A 20,885-nucleotide genomic window follows, 5' to 3' on the forward strand; every position below is an offset into this window, starting at 1 on the left:
TCGGGGCCGGACGGTGGGCGTCGGTCAGTAGTTCTCCCGCACGTACTCGTACGTGCGGTCGAACAGCTCGCCCTTGATCGGCAGGCCGTACTCCTTCAGGGCGGACCGCAGTTCGCGGCGAACGCGCTTGTCGCCGGCGTCGCTCGCGCTCCAGCCGGCGTAGGCGACCTCGACGACGATCGTGTCGATCCGCGAGGCTATGTCGGGGACGATCCTGTGCAGTCCGGGTGGCATGTTCTCCGTGACGATCTGGGTGAGCGCTCCACGCTTCGGGTCGGCCAGGCGTTCGAGCGTTCCGTGGTCGCCCTGTACCGCCGCCCGGTCGGCGGCGACCACGTCCTGGGCGATCCTCAGTGCTTCCTCAAGGAATGCCAGTGAGTCCTCGACGTTCTCGATCGCCTTGGTGCGGAGCCTCTCGATCCGCTCCGCCAGGGACCGGTACGCCGGGCTCCCGGTGGCGGCGAGCCGACGCCGGAGGCGGGCCTCGATGGAGTCGAGGACCTCCTGGTAGACGTCATCGGTCCTCGACTCCGGCGTCTGCCGCTCGGCGAGCTGCAGCTGCTCGGCGATCTTCTTCACCAGCGCCAGGCCGGCGGCGTCGAGCGTGACCGTCTTCGACGGCATCGACGTCACGTCCACATCGGTCATGTGACCGTGGATCAGGGCCCTGGTCTTCGCACCGAGGCGTGCCCAGAGGAACGTCTTGGAGACGTCCTTGGGCCGGATCGACTCGTACACCTTCGCGAGCCAGAAGTACTGTCCCCGGAACGGCCGGAGCATCGGGTGCGGGTCGAGGAACTCCCACACCGTCTGCAGCGCGACGTAGGTCTCGATGAACTCGGAGCGCCGCTCGTCGCCCTCGGGGATCCGCTCGTGGGCCTCGGCGAGCGACCCGAAGGACGAGTCGCCGGTGTCGATGCCGTCGAACAGGTGCAGGAGACGCGTGAGGTCGGTGACGAACTTCCCCGCCAGCTTGGAGGCGTCGGTGACGTTGAGCTCGCGCTCCTCGCCGTCCTCCGCCCTCGGGTCGGCGACCGCCTTGCCGATGGCCCTCGCCAGGCCGATGTAGTCGACGACCCGCCCGAAGTCCTTGCGCTGGCCGGTGACGGGGTTCCTCCACGGGCGGTTGGGCCGCGTGATCGTCTGGAACAGGTTGGTGTCCTTGGCGGGCTTGTCGAGGTACAGGACGCCCTCGATGGGCGCGTTGAAGCCGGTCATCCACTTCGCGGTGACGATGACGAACGACAGTGGGTCGTCGACCTTCTTGAAGCGGCGCTTGAGCGCCTCCTCCTGCTCCGGGGTGAGCAGGTGCCTCCGGTACTCCGCGGGGGTCTCCTTGCCGTCGGCGACGTGCATCACCACGCCGACCTCACGGAGCCGTCCGTCCGGCATGACGGCGGCACGGCGCGCCAGCTCGGCCTCGATGGCGCCGGCGTACGCGATCACGAGGCGCTGGTTGTACGCGACGACCTGGGCCTTCTGCCCCAGGGGCGCGACATGGGTGAGGAAGTGACCGACGATGTCGGCACACACCGCCGCCACGCGCTCGGGGCTGGAGAGGATCGTCTCGATGTGCGAGGCCTTCCCCGACAGGAAGACCTTCTCCTCCTCGTCCAGGCCCTCCTCCGCGGCCAGCTCGTCGAAGGCCTCGTCCAGGGCCTCCTTGTCGAGCTCGAACCCGACGGAGCGGCCCTCCACGATCACCGGCTTGGTGAACCCGTCGGCGATGGACTGCTCCGGCGTGTAGCGCGACATCACGAAGTCCGGGTCCTCAGGGTCCCCGAACAGCTTGAACGTCGAACGGTCCTTGTCCTCGACGGCGGTGCCCGTCGCGCCGAAGAACTTCGCGTTCGGGACCGCCGCGCGCCAGGCGTCGCCGAACTTCCCCTCCTGCGAGCGGTGCGCCTCGTCGACGAGGACCACGATGTTCGACCGGTCGTTCAGGTGGCCGGCCTCGGCGAACTTGTGCACCGTCGTGATGATCACCCCGGGCTCACCGCTGCGCAGCAGGGCGTGCAGCTCCCGCCGGTTGCGGGGCACGGACATCCGCGGCATGCCGGCGGTCTCGAACATCTCCGCCGTCTGCCGGACCAGGTCCTTGCGGTCGGCGATCACGATGACCGTCGGCGCGCTCCCGAACCTCCGCGTCACCGCGTCGTCGCGCAGCAGGCGGGCGGCGGCGAACGCCATGAGTTCGGTCTTGCCCGACCCCTGGTGATGCCAGATCAGCCCGCCGGGACGGCCGGCCAGCACCTTGGCGTGGATCGCCAGGGCCGCCTCGAACTGCGGGTAGCGGGGCAGGAGTTTGAGGTCGACCTCGGAGGCGTCCCTGGCATGACGGAACATCACCAGGTCCTTGAGGATCGGCAGGACGGTCTCCGGCCGCAGCAGCAGGCGTGCGGCCCGCTCGACGCGGGCCGGTCCGGTGACGGTCCTCGGGTCGTCCCCGGTGGACCCCCAGGGGGCCCAGATCTCGGAGTCGGGGTCCGGAACCGCGCGGATCGGAGCCATGCGGAACTCCAGGCCCTCGGTGGCGACGTTGAAGACGTTCGTCGCGAAGAAGCCCGGGTATTCCGCTTCGTAGACGTCGTGGAGGTCCTTCGCGGCGTTGACCCACGAGACCTGGTGCTTCACGGGCGTCTTGGTCTCGGCGACGACCAGCGGGAACCCGTTGACGTAGTAGACGACGTCGAACCGGCGCGGTTTGGCGGCGCCGTCGACGGTGACCTCGTCGGCGACGGTGAAGCGGTTGTTGTCGAGGTCCTCGAAGTCGATCAGCCGGCGCGGCACGTGCCTGCCGTCGATCGTCGTGAACGAGTGGTCGCCGCGGAGCATCACGGTCAGCCGCTCGTTGGCCGCGACGAGACCGTTGTGCGCGTCGAGGACCGCCTGGTTGAGCTCGTGCAGCACGAGGTCCGCCGACTCGGGGTCGTCGGCCAGCTCCGGGTTCAGCGCGAGCAACGCTTCGCGTGCCCAGTCCTCGACGATGACGTCATGCTCGCGGCGCGGGAGCTCGTCCCCCCGCAGACGCTCCCAGCCGGTCTCCTCCGCCCACTCCAGCAGTGAGCGCTGGATCGTGCTCGCTTCCGTCCAACCCATGTCAGGACACCTCTTCGAGCAGCGCGTCGTACGACTCCGGGATCTCGATCTCCTGGTTGAGGAGAGAGGCCAGGAGCGCGGAGCGGAAGGTACGGAGGTGGGAGCGTTCGGCCTCGACCGCCAGTGCCCCCGCGATCAGCCCGTCCAGGCCTGCCGCGAGTACGGCCTGCGCCTCGGCCCCGGGATCGGGAATCGCGAGCTCCCGGATGGCCCGCTGCCCGATGTTGCGCATGTCGGAACCGGCGGTCAGCCGGGCTATCTGGTCGCGGACGCTGGGCGTCGCCATCGCGTGCACCAGGTAGCCGCGGTGCAGGACCTCCTCGTCCGGCACGAGCCGCAGGGTCTTGTCGCACAGGTACAGGTTGTCGGGGACCTCGTGCACGCGGCAGACCGTTCCGACGCGGTCGAGGACGGCGTTGCAGCGGACCAGCAGAACGTCGCCGGACCGCACCCTCGTGGCTTCGGGGAGCACCGTGCCGGCGTCGACGGTCTTCACCTCGGACGGGAGGAACCGCGCCCGACCGACCGCGCTGATCTTCAGGACGGCCCGCTCGTCGGGAGCCGGGATCCGCTCCTGTCCCTTCGGGCTCTTGCCGGCTTCGATGGCGCGCAGACCGTCCGACAGGAGCAGCCGGCCCTCGTGCTCGTCCAGACCCGCCACCGCCGCCTGCCACGACGCCCAGGCCCGGTCGGCCTCCTCCCCCAGCGCCTCGATCTGCGCGTCCACCGCGGCCATCACGTCGACGATGCGCCGCTGGGTGGCCGGGGACGGGAGGGCGAGTTCGTAGTCGTTGAACTGCGCCTCCTTCCAGCGGCTTCGGCTGGCGGTCGTCCCGGTGCTCACGCGCGCGACGTACGACCACACGGACGCCTGCCCGAAGTGGAGGCTCAGGAACTCCGGCAGCAGCCGGGCCCGGTCGCAGTCGAACAGCGGGAACTCGTTGGAGACGTAGGAGCCGGCCAGGTCGTCGCCCACGAGCCCGAAGGCCCCCTTCCAGGCGAACAGGCGGTTGTAGATGAACTGACCGGGCCGGACGCGGTAGAAGCGCGTCGCCTTGGAGGTCTCCGAGGTCACCACCTCACGGAGGAACGGACCCTCGGCGTACCACTTCACGCCCAGCAGGGGGTACTCGGTCCCCGGGGCGACCCTGACGAGCTCCTGGACCGGGGACGTCACGTCCCCCAGCCGTGTCGGCACCCACTCACTCACCCGACACCCCGAACATGCTCAGGTCGACGCCCGCCGCGGCGAGCCGCTCGAACATGACGGCCTCGGTGTCGATGCGGCGCTGCCGGGCGTCGGCGTACGCCACGAGCGCGGCACCCGGATCGGCGGTCTCTTCCGCGGCGACCTTGATGTAGCGGCCGATGTTCAGGTCGAAGCCGTTCCGCTCGATCTCCTCGAACGGCACCAGCCGGACGTTCGCGCCCTCCCGGCCGTCCGGGGCGCCGCCCGTCCGGTACGCCTCGATGAGAGCCCTGACGTCCTCCTCGGACATCACGCTCTGGTTCTTGCCCTTGCCGAACAGGGCCGAGCCGTCGATGAAGAGCACGTGCCTCCTGCGCTCCTCGGACTTCCGGTCGCGGAAGATCAGCAGGCAGGCCGGGATCGACGTCGAGTAGAAGAGGTTGGACGGCAGCCCTACGACGGCCTCCAGGAGGTCCTTCTCGATGAGGCCCCGGCGGATCTTCGCCTCCGCCCCGCCGCGGAACAGCACGCCGTGCGGCATCACGACGCCGACGCGGCCGGATCCGGGCTTCATCGACGAGACCATGTGCTGGACGAAGGCGTAGTCGCCGTTCTTCGCGGGCGGAACGCCGCAGATGGCCCGCGGGTCCGAGGACCAGCGGTCCGCCCCCCAGTTCGTCAGGGAGAAGGGCGGGTTGGCGATCACGGTGTCGAACCGGCGGACGGTACCCTCGGCGGTCTTGAACGCCGGAGCGCGGAGGGTGTCCCCGCGCTTGATGTCGAAGTCCTCGATCTCGTGCAGGAAGAGGTTCATCCGGGCGATCGAGGCCGTCGTCAGGTTGATCTCCTGGCCGTACGCCCGGAGCGTGCGGTAGTCCTTGCCGGACTCGCGCAGCTGGTTGATCGTCGCGACGAGCATCCCGCCGGAGCCGCAGGACGGGTCGTAGACGGACTCGCCCGGCCGGGGCCGGAGGATCCCGACGAGCAGGTTCACGACCTCGCGCGGGGTGAAGAACTCGCCGGCCTTCTTGCCAGACTCGTCGGCGAAGTTCTTCAGCAGGTACTCGTAGCCCGCGCCGAGCAGGTCGTGCGAGACCGTCGACGGGTCGAGCGTGATCTTGTCGAACGCCCGGACGAGCCCCAGCAGGGCCGACTGCGGGATGCGCTCCTGGTTGCCCCACGAGGCGTCGCCGAAGACGCCGGCGAGCGAGCGGGGGTTGGCCATCTCGATGCGCTGGAAGGTCTTCGCGATCTCCGCACCGAGGTTGGTGACCCTTCCGGTGACCTCGCTCCACAGCGTGCCCTCGGGCAGCTCGAACCGGTGGAAGTCGGCCTCGATCTCGTCGTCCAGGTCGTCGCCGTACTCGTCGAGCGCCGTGTCGTGCTCGTGGACCCAGGTGTCGCTGATCCACTTCCAGAACAGCATCGGGAAGACGTAGGTCTTGAAGTCGGCGGGGTCGACGGGACCGCGGAGCGCGTTCGCGGCGTCCCAGAGTCGGGATTCGAGCTCGTGCTGGGCGATCGTCACAGAGGTGAGGTCCTTCGTCGAAGACTGTCCCTGCGATTATGGAGGAGGGCGCCGACATCCCGGGGGCGGGGACGACGGGCAGCGGCGCCCCGCGGACCACCCGCACCCCGAGCGTGACCGAGGACACGCGGGAGCCGGACGCGTCGGCACGGCTACGACCCGGCTGCCCGGTGGCGGGCGGCGGCGTCGGCCGGGGCCGGCGGGCGGCCGTCGACCGGGTGGGCCGGCTCCGGACGGGCCGGCTCCGGGCGTCGCCGCAGCAGGGCCGCGACCAGCGCGGCGCCCGCCAGGGCGGTGAGGCCGCCGGCCAGCAGGGTGTGGTCGAGGGCGGTGGCGAAGGCGGTCCGGAGCCGGTCCCCGGGCAGGCCGGGCACGGCGCGGCCGGCGCCCAGCGTGCGGGCGGCGGAGTCCGGGTCCGGGACGGTGTCCGGGTGCCCGGCGAGGGCGTCGCGCAGGCCCCGGTGCAGGACGAGGCCGAGCAGGGCGATGCCGAGCGCCTGGCCGAGCTGGCGGAAGGTGTTGAGGGCGCCGCCGGCCGTGCCGCCGAGCTCCGGCGGAACGGCCGCCATCGCGGCGGAGGCCAGGACCGGGCTGACCACGCCGACGCCGAGGCCGGTCAGCGCCAGCCCGGGCAGCAGCGCGGCCCAGCCCGACGGCCCGGCCGGCACGGTCTGGAGCAGGCCGCCCAGGCCGATCACGGCCAGGCCGCCGGCCAGGGGCACCGCCGTCGGCAGCGCGGCGAGCCGGCGGCCCGTCAGCGCGGAGACCAGGAGGGCGGCGGCGCTCATCGGCAGCAGGGTGAGCCCGGCGGCCATCGGGCCGAGGCCCAGCACCGACTGCAGCCACAGCGAGATGTACGGCAGGGAGGAGAACGCGGCGGCGGAGTAGACGGCGCCGCACAGCATCACCCCGGTGAAGGCGGGGCGGCGGAACAGCGCGAGGTCCAGCAGCGGGTGCGGGGCCCGCCGTTCGGCCAGCAGGAACGCCGCGAGCGCCAGCACGGCGGTCGCGCCCGCGCCCAGGACGGCGGGCGAGCCCCAGCCGTCCGTGCCGCCGCGGATCAGCGCCAGGACGGCCGCGCCGGCCGCGAGGGTGAAGGCAGCGGCGCCGGGCAGGTCGAGCCGGCGGTCCCCGGAGCCGCGGGACTCCGGCAGCGTGCGCCGGGCCAGGACCAGGCCGGCGAGGGCGACCGGCAGGTTCACCAGGAACACCCACCGCCAGCCCAGGTACTCGGTGAGCAGGCCGCCGGCCACCGGCCCCACGGCCGCTCCCGCGCCGCTGACGGCGCCCCAGACGCCGAAGGCCACCGCCCGGTCGCGGCCCCGGTAGGCGAGGTTGAGCAGCGCCATGGCGGTGGCGAACATCGCCGCGCCGCCGCCCGCCTGGACGATCCGCGCCACCACCAGGGTGGCGCCGTCCGGGGCGAGCCCGCAGGCCAGCGAGGCGAGCGCGAACACCGCCAGGCCCGCCGTGTACACCCGGCGGCGGCCCACCCGGTCGGCCAGCGCGCCGAGCCCGAGCAACAGGGCGGCCAGCGCCAGCGCGTAGCCGTCGAGCACCCACTGCAGGCCGTCGAAGCCCATGTCCAGCCCGGCGCCGATGTCCGGCAGCGCCACGATCACGATGCTGACGTCGGTCAGCAGCATGAACACCCCGAGGCCGACCGCGACCAGCGGTCCCCACTTGCGCATCCCCGTGTCCCTTCCTCCGTGCCGCCCGGTCCGGCCGACGCCCCGTCACCTTCCGTGCGGGGGCGGCCGTTGCGCCGCCCGGCGGGAGGATTCCGGCGGATCCCGACACCGGCTACCCTCCGGACGGTGGAAACCCTGACGCTGGACGAGCTGGACCGGGCACTGCTGCACGCCCTGCAGGTGGACGGCCGGGCACCGTTCCGGCGGATCGCCGAGGTGCTCGGGGTGTCCGACCAGACGGTGGCCCGCCGCTACCGGCGGCTGCGCGGCGCCGGGGTGGTGCGGGTGGTGGGGCGCACCAGCGCCCGGCTGCTCGGCCAGGTCGACTGGCTGACCAGGATCCGCTGCGTGCCGGACGCCGCGGCGTCGATCGCCGAGGCGCTGGCCCGGCGGCCGGACACCTCCTGGGTGAGCCTGCTGTCCGGCGGCGAGATCGTCTGCAACGCCCGCGCTCCGGTCCGGCCGGAGCGGGAGGAACTGCTGCTCGGCAAGCTGCCGCGGACCCCGCGGGTGCTGTCGGTCGCGGCGCACTACCTGCTGCGCACCTACGTCGGCGGGCGGGTGGCGTGGAGCGGGCGGACCTCGGCGCTGAGCGCGGAGCAGGCCGGGCGGCTGCTCCGTGCGGCGCCGGCGGCCGGGTCCGCTCCGGCGGGCGCGCCGGGTGTGCCGGTCGTGCCGGGGTCGCCGGGAGGGAAGGCCGCGCCGGGCGTGCCCCGTCCGGCCGCGCCGGGCGCGTCCGGACCGGTGGCGCCGGACGGGCTGGACCGCGCGCTGCTGGCCGCGCTCGCGGTGGACGGGCGGACGCCGCTCGCCGCGCTGGCGGCCCGGACCGGGAGCCCGGAGGCGACGGTGCGCCGGCGGCTGGCCGGGATGACCGGGTCCGGGCTGCTCTTCTTCGACGTGGACGTGGATCCCCGCCCGCTCGGCTACGGGATCGAGGCGTTCTGCTGGCTGACGGTGGCGCCGGGGCGGCTGGCGGCGGTGGGGCGGGCGATGGCGGACCATCCGGAGGTGGCCTTCGTGGCGGCGACCACCGGGCCGGCCAACCTGGTGGCCGGGCTGGTCTGCCGGGACACCGAGGCGTTCTACGACTACCTGACGGAGCGGCTGGGCGCGCTGGAGGGCGTCGGCACGCTGGAGACGGCGCCGGTGATCAGGAGCGTGAAACGCGCGGGGTTGATAATGCCGTAAATAAAATCATCGGCAAAAGCTTCTGTCGGTCGAATGGCGATGATTTCCGGCAAGGCGCGGGATCGGGGTTCTCTGTAGATCATCGGACAAATCGAGAATTCCATGATTCTCCTCGAAAATGCCTGGCGATGCCTTCGGGGCGCCCTTAGTATCTGAACGAACACTTTCGGTGATCGTTCGACGAAGGGCCGCGAAAGGGGGCTGTCATGCGTGAGCAGCTTCGGACCGTGCTGCGCCGGGTCGCCTATCCGTTCCTGCTGGTCGGCCTCGTCGTGGTATCGGTGGCGACCCTGCGTCTGCGCTGGGACCTCGGCCGGGCGAACCAGCTCTTCCTGCTCGGGACGATCGCCTACATGGCATTGCTCGAACGGATGATTCCGTACGAACCGGAATGGCTTCCGAATGTGCGCGAGTGGGGCTGGTACGGGATCTACTTCGTGCTGACGATGATCGGCGGGGCGCTGTCCCAGATCCCGGTGTCCGCTCTCGTCGGCTGGGCGGCGCCGTCCACGGGGGTGCTGCCGCTCTGGGGGGAGATCCCGGCCGCGCTGCTGCTCGGCTCGCTGGCCAACTACCTGGTCCACCGCTGGTGCCACACCAACCCGAGGCTCTGGCGGCTGCACGGGGTCCACCACGTGCCCGACAAGGTGAACGTCGGCAACAACGGGGTCAACCACCTGCTGGACGTCCTGCTCACCCAGGGCTGTGTCCAGTTCTCGCTGGCGCTGGCCGGCTTCTCGGAGCCGGCGGTGTTCGTGGTGGGCCTGTTCGTCGTCGCCCAGGGCTACTTCGTGCATGCCAACATCGACGTCCGGCTCGGCCCGCTCAACCACGTGCTCGCCGGTCCCGAGCAGCACCGGCTGCACCACAGCACCGACCTGGCGGAGGCCGGACACTACGGTTCCGACCTCTCGGTGTGGGACCACGCCTTCGGCAGCTTCACCTGGAAACCGGGGCGCCGCCCGGTCGCGGTGGGGCTGGCCGATCCGGGCGCCTTCCCGGCCACCGGCCGGGTGATCGCCAGCCATCTCCAGGCCTGGCGCCGCCCGGCCCGGGCCGAGGGCTCCCCGACCGGCTCGACCTGACCCCGCCGAAGCCGTTCAGCCCGAAGCCGACCAGCCCGAAGCCGTTCACCCCGTCGCCGTTCAGCTCCCAGCCGTTCAGCTCCCAGCCGTCCATCCGGTACCCGACCCGACCGGAGCCGATCCGCCCGCACCCGTCCTCCGACCGACCCCCACCGACCGGCCCGTCCCCTCGGCCGTCCCGGTGTCCGGCCTGCCCGGACCCGGCGCCCCGACCCGTGTCCCCCCGCGCACGCGGTGCTCCCGCACTCCACCCGCGCGCGCGAACGCAGCGACCCAAGGACTCGACTCGCATGACGGATTCCCGCTTCGTCACCTCACCGGAAACCTCCGAACGCCCCGCACCCGCCGGTCCGTCCGCCGCCGGGCGGGAGAAGATCGCGATCATCGGGATCGGTCTCCGCCTGCCCGGCGGGGCCTGCGACCACCGGTCGTTCTGGCAGAACCTGGTCGAGGGCAAGGACTGCATCACCCCCACCCCGCGCAGCCGCTACGACGTCGCCACCCTCGGCAGCCGCGACAAGGCCAAGCCCGGCCGGCTGGTCGGCGGCCGCGGCGGCTACATCGACGGCTTCGACGAGTTCGACCCGGCGTTCTTCGGCATCAGCGGCCGCGAGGCCGACCACATGGACCCGCAGCAGCGGAAGCTGCTGGAGGTGGCCTGGGAGGCACTGGAGGACGGCGGGCAGAAGCCCGCCGAGCTGGCCGGCCGCGAGGTCGGCGTCTACGTCGGAGCGTTCACCCTGGACTACAAGATCGTCCAGTTCTCCGACCTGTCCTTCGAGACGCTCGCCGCGCACACCGCGACCGGCACCATGATGACGATGGTGTCGAACCGCATCTCGCACTGCTTCGACTTCCGCGGCCCCAGCGTCTCCATCGACACCGCCTGCTCCTCCTCGCTGGTCGCCGTCCACCTCGCCGCGCAGAGCCTGCAGCGCGGCGAGACCGACCTGGCCCTGGCCGGCGGCACCCTGCTGCACATCGCCCCGCAGTACACCATCGCCGAGACCAAGGGCGGCTTCCTCTCTCCCGAGGGCCGCTCGCGCACCTTCGACGCCGCCGCCGACGGCTACGTCCGGGCCGAGGGCGTCGCCGTGGTCGCGCTCAAACGGCTCTCCGACGCCCTGCGCGACGGCGACCCGGTGCACGCCGTCGTCATCGGCAGCGGCGTCAACCAGGACGGCCGCACCAACGGCATCACCGTGCCCAACCCGGACGCCCAGGTCGCGCTGATCGAGCGGGTCTGCGCCGAGGCCGGGATCACCCCGGGCGCCCTGCAGTACGTGGAGGCGCACGGCACCTCCACCCCGGTCGGCGACCCGATCGAGGCGAACGCGCTGGCCCGGGCGCTCGCCGTCGGCCGCCGCCCCGGCGACACCTGCTACGTCGGCTCGGTGAAGACCAACATCGGGCACACCGAGTCCGCCTCCGGCCTGGCCGGGCTGATCAAGTCCGCGCTCGCCCTCGAACACCGCACCATCCCGCCGCACATCAACCTGGAGACGCTCAACCCGGCGATCGACCCGGCCACCCTGCCCTACGAGATCCCCACCGAGCCGACCCCCTGGCCGGCCCACGAGGGACCGGCCCGCGCCGGGGTCAACTCCTTCGGCTTCGGCGGCACCAATGCGCACGTCCTGCTGGAGGCCGCGCCGGAGCCCGCGCCCGCCGACGACCCGGCGCCCGACGCGGACCCCGCGCACCCCGCCGACGTCCCCGCCGACGTCCCCGCCTGGACGGTGCTGCCGCTCAGCGCCCGGGAGGCCGCGGCCCTGCCCGAACTGGCCGCCGGCGTTCGGGAGGAACTGGCCGGCGTCCGCGGCGGCAGCCCGGCCCGCCCGGCCGACCTCGGCCACACCCTGGCCCACCGCCGCCAGCACCACGACGCCCGGCTGTCGGTCGTCTACGACGCCCGCGAGCACGCCGCCCGCGCCTCCCTCGACGAGGCGCTCGGCGCCCACCTGCGCGGCGAGCCGCACCCCCGGGTCCTCACCGACCACCGCCGCGAGGCCCGGCACCGCCGGCTGGCCTGGGTCTTCACCGGCATGGGCCCGCAGTGGTGGGCGATGGGCCGTCAGCTGTTCGCCACCGAGCCCGTCTACCGGGAGGCCGTCGAACAGGTCTCCGAACACCTCGCCGAACTCACCGGCTGGTCGCTGACCGACGAACTCGCCGCCGACGAGGCGACGTCCCGGATGGCCGAGACCTGGCTCGCCCAGCCTGCCAACTTCGCCGTCCAGACCGGCCTCGCCGCGCTCTGGCGCAGCCGGGGCGTGCGGCCGGACGCGGTCGTCGGCCACTCCACCGGCGAGGTCGCCGCCTTCCACGAGGCCGGTGTCTACGACCTCGCCGACGCGGTCAAGGTGGTGGTCCACCGCAGCCGCCTGCAGCAGAGGCTCGCCGGCACCGGCGGCATGCTCGCGGTCGCGCTCACCGAGGCCGAGGCGCTGCGCCGGATCCGCCCGTACGGGGACGCCGTCTCGGTCGCCGCCGTCAACAGCCCCGGCTCGCTCACCCTCGCGGGAGACGAGCCGGCCCTGGCCGAGCTCGCCGCCGCGCTCACCGCCGAGCAGGTCTTCGCCCGTCCGCTGACCGTCGAAGTCCCGTACCACAGCGCCCGGATGGAGCTGATCAAGGACGAGCTGCTGGAGTCGCTGGCCGACCTCAAGGCCCGTCCGGCGCAGGTCCCGCTCTACCTCACCGGCCGCGAGGGCACCGCGCACGGCACCGAACTGGACGCCGGGTACTGGTGGCACAACGTTCGTGACAGCGTGCGCTTTCGGCAGGCCGTGGAGCGGCTGACCGACGACGGCTACGGCCTGTTCCTGGAGATCGGCCCGCACCCGGTGCTCGGCCGCTCGATCCAGGAGACCGTGGAGGCCCACCCGGGCACGGCGGACCGGCCCGAGGTGCGCACCCTGCCCTCGATCCGCCGCCAGGAGGACGAGCGGGCCGTCCTGACCGCCTCGCTGGCCGCGCTGCACAACCTCGGGGTCGCGGTCGACTGGTCGGTGCTGCAGCCCGCCGGGCGGATCGTCCCGCTGCCGCGCTACCCGTTCCGGCGCGACCGGCACTGGGTGGAGCCCCGGCCGGTCGAGCAGGTCCGGCGCGGAGAGCTCGACCACCCGCTGCTCGGCCGTCGGCTGCCCGGGGCGGAACCGGCCTGGGAGGCCCGGCTGGACGCCGAGGCGCTGCCCTACCTGGAGGACCACCGGATCCAGGGCGACGTCCTGTTCCCGGCCGCCGGGTACCTGGAGATGGCCGTCCAGGCGGTCCGCGCGCTGACCGGCGGGACGGACGCCGCCCTGGCCGACATCGAGCTGCGCAAGGCGCTGTTCCTGCCGGACGAGGAGAGCCGCGCCGTCCGGCTGACCCTCTCCGCGGAGCAGGGCACGTTCACCGTCGCCACCGGCGAGGGCGCCGAGCGCACCGTGCACACGGTCGGCAGCGTCCGCCCCGCCCAGCGCCGCCGGCCCGGCCGGCCGTTGGACACCGGGGCGGTGCGCGGGCGGGCGGTGCGCCGGCTCGCCGGGCCCGACTGCTACGCGGAACTCGCCGCGCTGGGCTACCACTACGGCCCCGCCTTCCAGGGCATCGAGGAGGTCTGGATCGGGCCCGGCGAGGCCCTGGCCAGGATCCGCCCGACGGCGCCGGTCGCCGGGCAGGGGGAGCACCACCAGGTGCACCCGGTGGTGATGGACGCGTTCTTCCAGACCCTGCTGACGCCCCAGCTGCTGGACGGCCGCCCCGGGGGCACCGGCATCCGGCTGCCGGTGGCGATCGCGGAGGTCCGGCTGGACCAGGTCGGCGAGCGTCCGCTCTGGGTGCACGCCACCGTCACCCGGGACGCCGGCGGCGAGCTGGTCGGCGACCTCGCGGTGCACGACGAGCACGGCGCACCGCTCGGCGGGATCACCGGCTTCCGGGCCGCCGACGTCGAGCAGGCCGCCACCGCCGTCGGCCTCTCCACCATCGACGGCTGGCTCGCCGAACCGTCCTGGACGGAGCTGCCGGCCGCCGCCGAAGCCCCCGACCTGCTGGCCGAACACCCCGACCACTGGCTGCTGTTCGCCGACCGGGGCGGGGTCGCCGACGCCCTCGCCGGGCGGATCGCCGCGCGCGGCGGCAGCTGTCTGCTGGTCCGCGCCGGTACCGGCTACCGGCCCGCCGGGGGCGGCCACCCGGCCACCGTCGACCCCGGCTCCGCCGAGGACCTCGCCCGGCTGCTCGCCGACCACCGGGCCACCGGCGCCCCCGACCCCGCCGCCGTGGTCCACCTGTGGAATCTCGACCGTCCCGGGCTGGCCGGGGCCGATCCCGCCGTCGTCGCCGGTCACACCGCCGCGGGTGCCTACAGCCTGGTCGCCCTGGCCGCGCTGCTGGCAGCCGAACTCCCCGACTGCCGCCTCCATGTGGTCACCCGCTCCGCCCAGTCCACCGCCCCCGGCGAGCTCGTCGAACCCCTCGCCGCCCCCGCCTGGGGCATCACCCGCGTCCTGCGTCACCAGGAACTCCCCTCCCACCAGGGCAAACTGATCGACCTCGGCCCGTCCGAGGAGGCCGGAACCGGAGCCGGAGTTGTAGCCGGAGCCGGAGCCGGAGCCGCGGAGGCCGGAGCCGGGCCCGAGGCCGAGGCCGGGGCGCTGCTGCGGGAGTTCGCCCTCGCGGACGAGGACGAGATCGCCCTGCGCGACGGGCGGCGGCTGACCAGCCGGCTGCGGACGGCCGAGGGCCTGAGCCGGCCGCTCGCGCCCCGGCTGCGGGCGGACGCGGCGTACCTGGTGACCGGGGCCTTCGGGGCGCTCGGCCGGCTGCTCTGCCGCACGCTGGTGAAGCGCGGGGCCCGCCGGCTGATCCTGGTCGGCCGCAGCCCGCTGCCGCCGCGCGAGCAGTGGCGCGACCTCGACCCGGCGAGCCCGGCCGGGCAGCGGGCGGCGTTCCTGCGCGAGCTGGAGGCGCTCGGCGCCGAGCCGGTCCCGGCGGTCCTGGACGTCACCGACGAGGCCGCGCTGGCCGCCTGGCTGGCCGAGTACCGGCGGCTGGACCGGCCGCCGGTGCGGGGCGTCTTCCACCTCGCCGGGCAGGTCAGGGACACCCTGGTCGGCGAGCTGGACCGGTCGACCTTCGAGACCGTGTACGGCCCCAAGGTGCTCGGCGCCCTCGCCCTGCACCGGCAGCTGGCCGGCGAACCGCTCGACCACTTCGTGCTGTTCGCCTCGATCGCCTCGCTGCTGACCACCGCGGGACAGACCAACTACGCCGCCGGCAACGCCTTCCTGGACGCCCTGGCCCACCACCGCCGGGCCCTCGGCCTGCCGGCGCTCAGCCTCGACTGGGGCCCCTGGGCCACCGGCATGATCGAGGAGCTCGGCCTCATCGACCACTACCGGCACAGCCGGGGCATGAGCTCGCTCGCCCCGGAGACCGGAATGGCCGTGCTGGAGCGGGTGCTCGGCCAGGACCGCGCCCAGCTGCTGGTCGCCACCGTCGTCGACTGGCCGGTGTTCCTCTCCTGGTACCCGGCGCCGCCGCCGCTGGTCGCCGAACTCGCCGCGGCCGCCCGGGAAGCCGCCCCGGCGGCCGGGCAGACCGGCCTGCTGGACGCCCTGCGGGCGGCCGGGGAGGAGGAGCGGCGGGCGCTGCTCACCGAGCGGTTCACCGCGCTGGCCGCCACCGTGCTGCGGGTGCCCGCCGAGCAGGTCGACCCCGCCGCCGGCCTCGGCGGCCTCGGCCTGGACTCGCTGCTCGCGATGGAGCTGCGGGCCCGGCTGAGCAGCGAACTGGGCACCACGCTCCCGGTGGTGGCGCTGCTCGGCAACACCCCGGTGGCCGAACTGGTCGCCCGGCTGCACGAGTCGCTGGCCGAGCTGCTGGACGAGGACCCGCAGGGCCCGGGCGCGGCCGAGGTCGAGCGGTACGAGGACGAGTCGGCCCACCCGCTGACCCAGAACCAGAAGGCGCTCTGGTTCCTCAAGCAGCTCAACCCGGACGGCTTCGCCTACAACATCGGCGGCGCCGTCGAGGTCCGGGTGGAGCTGGAGCCCGAGCTGATGGCCCTGGCCTTCCGGGCCATGGTCGAGCGCCACCCGAGCCTGCGGGCCAACTTCGTGCTGGACGGCGGCCGGGCCGTGCAGCGGATCTCCGCCGCGGTGGAGCCGGACTTCGGGGTCTTCGACGTCGAGGGCCTGGCCTGGGACGACATCCACGCGATGATCGTCCGCGAGTACCGCAAGCCGTACGACCTGGAGCGGGACCCGCTGGTGCGGTTCCGGCTGTTCCGGCGCGGACCGGCCCGCTGGGTGATCATGAAGGCCGTCCACCACATCATCTCGGACGCGATCTCCACCTTCACCTTCATCGAGGAACTGCTCGCCGTCTACGAGGGACTGCGCCGCGGCCGGGTGCCCGAGCTGCCCCCGGTGGCCGCCCGCTACCTGGACTTCCTCAACCGGCAGAACGCCTTCCTGGCCGGCCGCGAGGCACCGAGGATGCTGGAGTACTGGCGCTCGCACCTGCCCGCCGAGGTGCCGATCCTCAGCCTGCCCACCGACAAGCCGCGCCCTGCGGTGCAGACCCACAACGGCGCCTCCGAGTTCTTCGTGCTCGACGAGGAACTCAGCGCCCGGGTGCACGCGCTGGCCCGCGAGCACAACGTCACCGTGTTCATGGTGCTGCTCAGCGCCTACTACCTGCTGCTGCACGCCTACGCGGGCCAGGACGACGTCATCGTCGGCAGCCCGGTGACCGGCCGCACCGACGAGGAGTTCGCCGGCGTCTACGGCTACTTCGTCAACCCGCTGCCGCTGCACGTCTCACTGGCCGGCGCCCCGACCGTCGCCGAACTGCTGGACCGGGTGCGGACCACCGTGCTCGGCGGGCTCGACCACCAGGAGTACCCCTTCGTCCTGCTGGTGGAGAAGCTCGGGCTGCAGCACGACCCGAGCCGCTCGGCGGTCTTCCAGGCGATGTTCATCCTGCTCCACCACAAGGTGGCCACCGAGAAGTACGGCTACCACCTGGAGTACATCGAACTCCCTGAGGAAGAGGGCCAGTTCGACATCACCCTGTCCGCCTACGAGGACGAGGCCGAGCGCCGCTTCCACTGCGTCTTCAAGTACAACACCGACCTCTTCCTGCCCGCGACGATGGCCCGGATGGCCGGCCACTACGTCAACCTGGTCGACGCCCTGACCACGGCCGGGCCGGAGCGGGCCGCCACCGGTCTGGAACTGCTCGGCCGCGAGGAGCGCGCGGTGGTGCTCCGGGAGTGGAGCGGCGCCGGCCGGCGGGTGGCGTTCCCGGAGCCGGTGCACGAGCTGGTGCTGCGTGCGGCGGCGGCCGACCCGGAGGCGCCCGCGGTGGCGGCGCCCGCCGAGTCCGGCCCGACCGTCCGGCTGTCCTACGGCGAGCTGGCCGAGCGCTCCCGGCGGGCCGCCGCCCGGCTGCGCGAGCTGGGCGCCGGGCCGGGCACCGTGGTGGCGCTCTGCCTGCCGAAGTCGCCGGAGCTGGTCACCGCCCTGCTCGCGGTGCTCCGCACCGGCGCCGCCTACCTGCCGCTGGACCCGGACCACCCGGTGGACCGGCTGGCGTACATGGTCCGGCACGCCGGTGCCGCCCTGCTGGTCGGCGACGACCCCGAGCGGCTCGGCGGACTGCCCGCCCGGCTGGTCGGCACCGCGGAACTCGACGCACCCGCGGCCGGGTTCACCGACGCGGTGGTGAGCCTCGACGACCCGGCGTACGTCATCCACACCTCCGGTTCCACCGGCCGCCCCAAGGCGGTGCGGGTCTCCCACGGCAACCTCGCCTCGGCCTACCGGGCCTGGCAGGCCGAGTACCGGCTGGACACCGACGCCCGGGTCCACCTCCAGATGGCCGGTCCGTCCTTCGACGTCTTCACCGGCGACGTGGTCCGCGCCCTCTGCTCGGGCGGCTCCCTGGTGCTGGTCGGCCGGGAGCTGCTGTTCAACACCGCCCGGCTGTACGAGGTGATGCGCACCGAGCGGGTGGACGCCGCCGAGTTCGTCCCGGCGGTGGTCCGCACCGTCCTGGACCACTGCGAACGCACCGGGCGGGACCTGGCGTTCATGCGGCTGCTGGTGGTCGGCTCGGACGTCTGGAAGGTCGAGGAGTACCAGCGGCTGGGCGCCCTGTGCGGTCCCCGCACGCGGCTGGTCAACTCCTACGGCCTGACCGAGACCACCATCGACAGCGCGTACTTCGAGGGCCCGGCGGACGGCCTGGAGCCCAGCCGGATGGTGCCGATCGGGCGGCCGTTCCCCAACAGCGCCTTCTACCTGCTCGACGCGCAGGGCCGCCCCGTGCCGCCCGGGGTCACCGGGGAGCTGTGGATCGGCGGCTCCGGCGTCGCGCTCGGCTACCTCGGCGACGAGGAGCAGACCGCCGGCCGCTTCGCCACCCTGCCGCTCGGCGGCGCCGACGGCACCCGGCCGGTCCGGCTCTACCGCACCGGGGACCTCGCCCGCTGGGACGCCGACGGCGGGGTGCACCTGCTCGGCCGGGCCGACTCGCAGATCAAGGTCCGCGGCCACCGGATCGAGCTCGGCGAGATCGAGAGCCGGCTCGCCGACCGGCCCGAGCTGGAGCGGGCCGTGGTCACCGTCCGGCCGGACCACGCCGGCGAGCCCGTGCTCTGCGCCTACTGCGTACCGGCCCCCGGTCGGACCTTCGACCACCGCGCGCTGCGCCGCCGACTGGCCGGCCACCTGCCGACCTTCATGATCCCGACGCACTTCGTGGAGCTGCCCGCGCTGCCGCTCACCGCCAACGGCAAGGTGGACACCGCCGCGCTGCCCGAGCCCCGCACGGACGCCGCGGAGGCCTCGGAACCGCCGGTCACCCTCTACGAGGTCCGGATGGCCGAGCACTGGCGCACGCTGCTCGGCATCGAGGAGCCCGGACTGCAGCACGACTTCTTCGAGTCGGGCGGCTCCTCGATCAAGCTGATCGAGCTGATCCACGGGCTGCAGTCCGAGTTCAACATCAGCATCCCGGTCAGCCGGCTCTTCAAGGTCACCACCCTGCACGGGATGGCGAAGACGGTCGAGCACATCATCACCGGCCGGATCGAGGGCGGCCAGCCGTACCTCTGGTTCAACCAGGAGCAGCAGCAGACGCTGTTCTGCTTCCCGCCGGCCGGCGGCCACGGCCTGGTCTACCGGCAGTTCGCGGCGCACCTCCCCGAGTACCGGATGGTCGCCTTCAACTACGTGACCGGGGACGACAAGGTCGCCCAGTACGCCGATCTCGTCGAGGCGCTCCAGCCGGAGGGCCCGTGCGCGCTGCTCGGCTACTCGCTCGGCGGCAACCTCGCCTTCGAGGTGGCCAAGGAGCTGGAGCGGCGCGGCCGGGCGGTGCCCAATGTGGTGATCATGGACTCGCACCGCATCCCGGAGTCCTTCGACCTCGCCGACGAGCACCTCCAGGCCTTCGAGCGGGAGCTGGCCGAGCACCTCCAGCGGCACACCGGTTCGGCCGCGGTCGCCCAGGAGACCCGCGAACAGGCCCGGGACTACCTGCGGTTCTGCAGCCGCACGCCCAACCTCGGGGTGGTCACCGCCGCGCTCAGCGTCATCTCCGACGACGAGAAGGTGGCGCTCTACGAGGCCGGGCAGCACGGCGCCTGGCACGGCAGCTCGGCCACCGGGACGGCCGTCTTCAAGGGCTTCGGCCCGCACGCCGAGATGCTCGACCGCGAGTTCATCGCCCACAACGCCGGGCTCGCCCGGTCGATCCTCACCGGAGCCGCCCCCCATGCGTCCTGAGACGGTCCGGGGCCGCGCCCCGCACCTGCCCGCCCCCGCACGAGAGACGGATCCGCCCATGCTGCGCCAGCACCCGCCGCTGACCTACCCCTTCGAGCCGAACGGTCTCGAACTCGACCCCCGCTACGCCGAGCTGCGCGAGCAGCCGCTGGTCAGGATCCGGATGCCGTACGGCGACGGCGCCTGGCTGGTCACCCGGTACGAGGACGTCCGGGAGGTGCTCGGCGACCCCCGGTTCAGCCTCGCCGCCGCGATGGGCGAGGACCAGCCGCGGATGCGCCCGGTGGCCCGCACCGGCGCCGGCCTGTTCTCCACCGAGCCGCCCGAGCACACCCGGCTGCGCTCGCTGGTGGCCAAGGAGTTCAGCGCCCGCCGGGTGGAGCGGCTGCGGGTGCGGGCCCGGGAGCTGGCCGACGAACTGCTCGACGGCATCCTCGCCAAGGGCCGGCCCGCCGAGCTGGTCGAGGACTTCGCGATCCCGATGCCGACCACCATCATCTGCGAGGTGCTCGGGATCCCGGCCGAGGACCACCGGATGCTCTGGCGCTGGGCGGAGACGGTGCTGTCCGCCGTCACCCCCGGCGAGGTGCTGGCCGTCGACGGGCAGGCGTTCATCGACTACATGGCCGGGGTGCTGGAGCTGCGCGGCCGCGAGCCCGGCGAGGACCTGCTCACCACGCTGGTGGCGGCCTGCCGGGAGCAGAAGCTGATCAGCGAGGAGGAACTGCTCTCCATCGCCTGCGACCTGCTGATCGCCGGGTTCGTCTCCACCACCAACCAGATCGGCAACTTCCTCCACCAACTGCTGGTGAACCCGGAGGAACCGGCCCGGCTGCGGGAGCACCCCGAGCTGATCCCGAAGGCCGTCGAGGAGCTGATGCGCTACGTGCCGCTGCTCACCGGCTTCAGCCTGCCCCGGTACGCCACCGCGGACGTCGAGCTGGGCGGGGTGGTGATCCGGGCCGGCGAGGCGGTGATGATCGCCACCGCCGCCGCCAACCGTGACCCGGAGGTCTTCGAGGAGCCGGAGCGGCTGGTGCTGGACCGGCAGGCCAACCCGCACATCGGCTTCGGCCACGGCGTGCACTACTGCATTGGTGCGCACCTCGCCCGGCTGGAGCTCCAGGTGGCGATCGAGCAGGTGCTGACCCGGCTGCCCGGGCTGCGGCTGGCCGTCCCCGAGCGCGAACTGCGCTGGAAGGAGGACGCGATGGTGAACGGGCTGCAGGCGCTCCCGGTCACCTGGTGAGCGGTCGCCGACCCCACCCACACGGCTAGGCAAGGACGACGAGGAAGGCCAGGAATGGCACGGCAGAC

General features: G+C 73.1%; 8 protein-coding genes. 4 read left to right on the top strand and 4 right to left on the bottom strand.

The annotated features are described in order from the left end of the window. Positions 1 to 24 precede the first annotated feature (24 nt). The 4 genes from ACFXAM_RS12045 to ACFXAM_RS12060 all read right to left on the bottom strand — a co-directional run bounded on the left by ACFXAM_RS12045 (position 25) and on the right by ACFXAM_RS12060 (position 7,507). The gene (locus ACFXAM_RS12045; RefSeq protein ID WP_380290064.1) at positions 25 to 3,099 is read right to left on the bottom strand and encodes a type I restriction endonuclease subunit R; all 3,075 of its coding nucleotides are present in this window, start codon (positions 3,097 to 3,099) and stop codon (positions 25 to 27) included. Position 3,100: 1 nt separating this feature from the next. Continuing rightward, the gene (locus ACFXAM_RS12050; RefSeq protein WP_380290066.1) at positions 3,101 to 4,276 is read right to left on the bottom strand and encodes a hypothetical protein; all 1,176 of its coding nucleotides are present in this window, start codon (positions 4,274 to 4,276) and stop codon (positions 3,101 to 3,103) included. Positions 4,277 to 4,301: 25 nt separating this feature from the next. Continuing rightward, the gene (locus tag ACFXAM_RS12055; RefSeq protein ID WP_380290068.1) at positions 4,302 to 5,816 is read right to left on the bottom strand and encodes an N-6 DNA methylase; all 1,515 of its coding nucleotides are present in this window, start codon (positions 5,814 to 5,816) and stop codon (positions 4,302 to 4,304) included. A gap of 152 nt (positions 5,817 to 5,968) precedes the next feature. Continuing rightward, complete coding sequence (locus ACFXAM_RS12060; RefSeq protein ID WP_380290070.1) at positions 5,969 to 7,507, bottom strand: MFS transporter; 1,539 nt, start codon at positions 7,505 to 7,507, stop codon at positions 5,969 to 5,971. Positions 7,508 to 7,633: 126 nt separating this feature from the next. Between ACFXAM_RS12060 and ACFXAM_RS12065 the strand changes: the two genes are divergently transcribed. The 4 genes from ACFXAM_RS12065 (at position 7,634) to ACFXAM_RS12080 (ending at position 20,817) form a co-directional block, all read left to right on the top strand. Continuing rightward, a complete protein-coding gene (locus tag ACFXAM_RS12065; RefSeq protein ID WP_380290072.1) occupies positions 7,634 to 8,698 on the top strand; it encodes an Lrp/AsnC family transcriptional regulator in 1,065 nt (354 codons plus the stop codon). 206 nt (positions 8,699 to 8,904) lie between these two features. After that, entirely contained in the window at positions 8,905 to 9,783 is an 879-nt protein-coding gene (locus tag ACFXAM_RS12070) for a sterol desaturase family protein (protein WP_380290074.1), read from the top strand. A 290-nt stretch (positions 9,784 to 10,073) separates the two neighbouring features. Next, the gene (locus ACFXAM_RS12075; RefSeq protein ID WP_380290076.1) at positions 10,074 to 19,568 is read left to right on the top strand and encodes an amino acid adenylation domain-containing protein; all 9,495 of its coding nucleotides are present in this window, start codon (positions 10,074 to 10,076) and stop codon (positions 19,566 to 19,568) included. Between the two features lie 58 nt (positions 19,569 to 19,626). Next, positions 19,627 to 20,817: a cytochrome P450 gene (locus ACFXAM_RS12080; protein WP_380290078.1), complete on the top strand. Its 1,191-nt coding sequence runs from the start codon at positions 19,627 to 19,629 to the stop codon at positions 20,815 to 20,817. Positions 20,818 to 20,885 lie beyond the last annotated feature (68 nt).

This window comes from Kitasatospora sp. NPDC059462, assembly GCF_042749955.1.
Lineage (GTDB): Bacteria > Actinomycetota > Actinomycetes > Streptomycetales > Streptomycetaceae > Kitasatospora.

Bases quoted from the DNA above. Each gene is read 5' to 3' on its own strand.
- ACFXAM_RS12045 (WP_380290064.1), bottom strand. From the start codon at position 3,099: ATGGGTTGGACGGAAGCGAGCACGATCCAGCGCTCACTGCTGGAGTGG.
- ACFXAM_RS12060 (WP_380290070.1), bottom strand. From the start codon at position 7,507: ATGCGCAAGTGGGGACCGCTGGTCGCGGTCGGCCTCGGGGTGTTCATG.
- ACFXAM_RS12070 (WP_380290074.1), top strand. From the start codon at position 8,905: ATGCGTGAGCAGCTTCGGACCGTGCTGCGCCGGGTCGCCTATCCGTTC.
- ACFXAM_RS12075 (WP_380290076.1), top strand. From the start codon at position 10,074: ATGACGGATTCCCGCTTCGTCACCTCACCGGAAACCTCCGAACGCCCC.
- ACFXAM_RS12080 (WP_380290078.1), top strand. From the start codon at position 19,627: ATGCTGCGCCAGCACCCGCCGCTGACCTACCCCTTCGAGCCGAACGGT.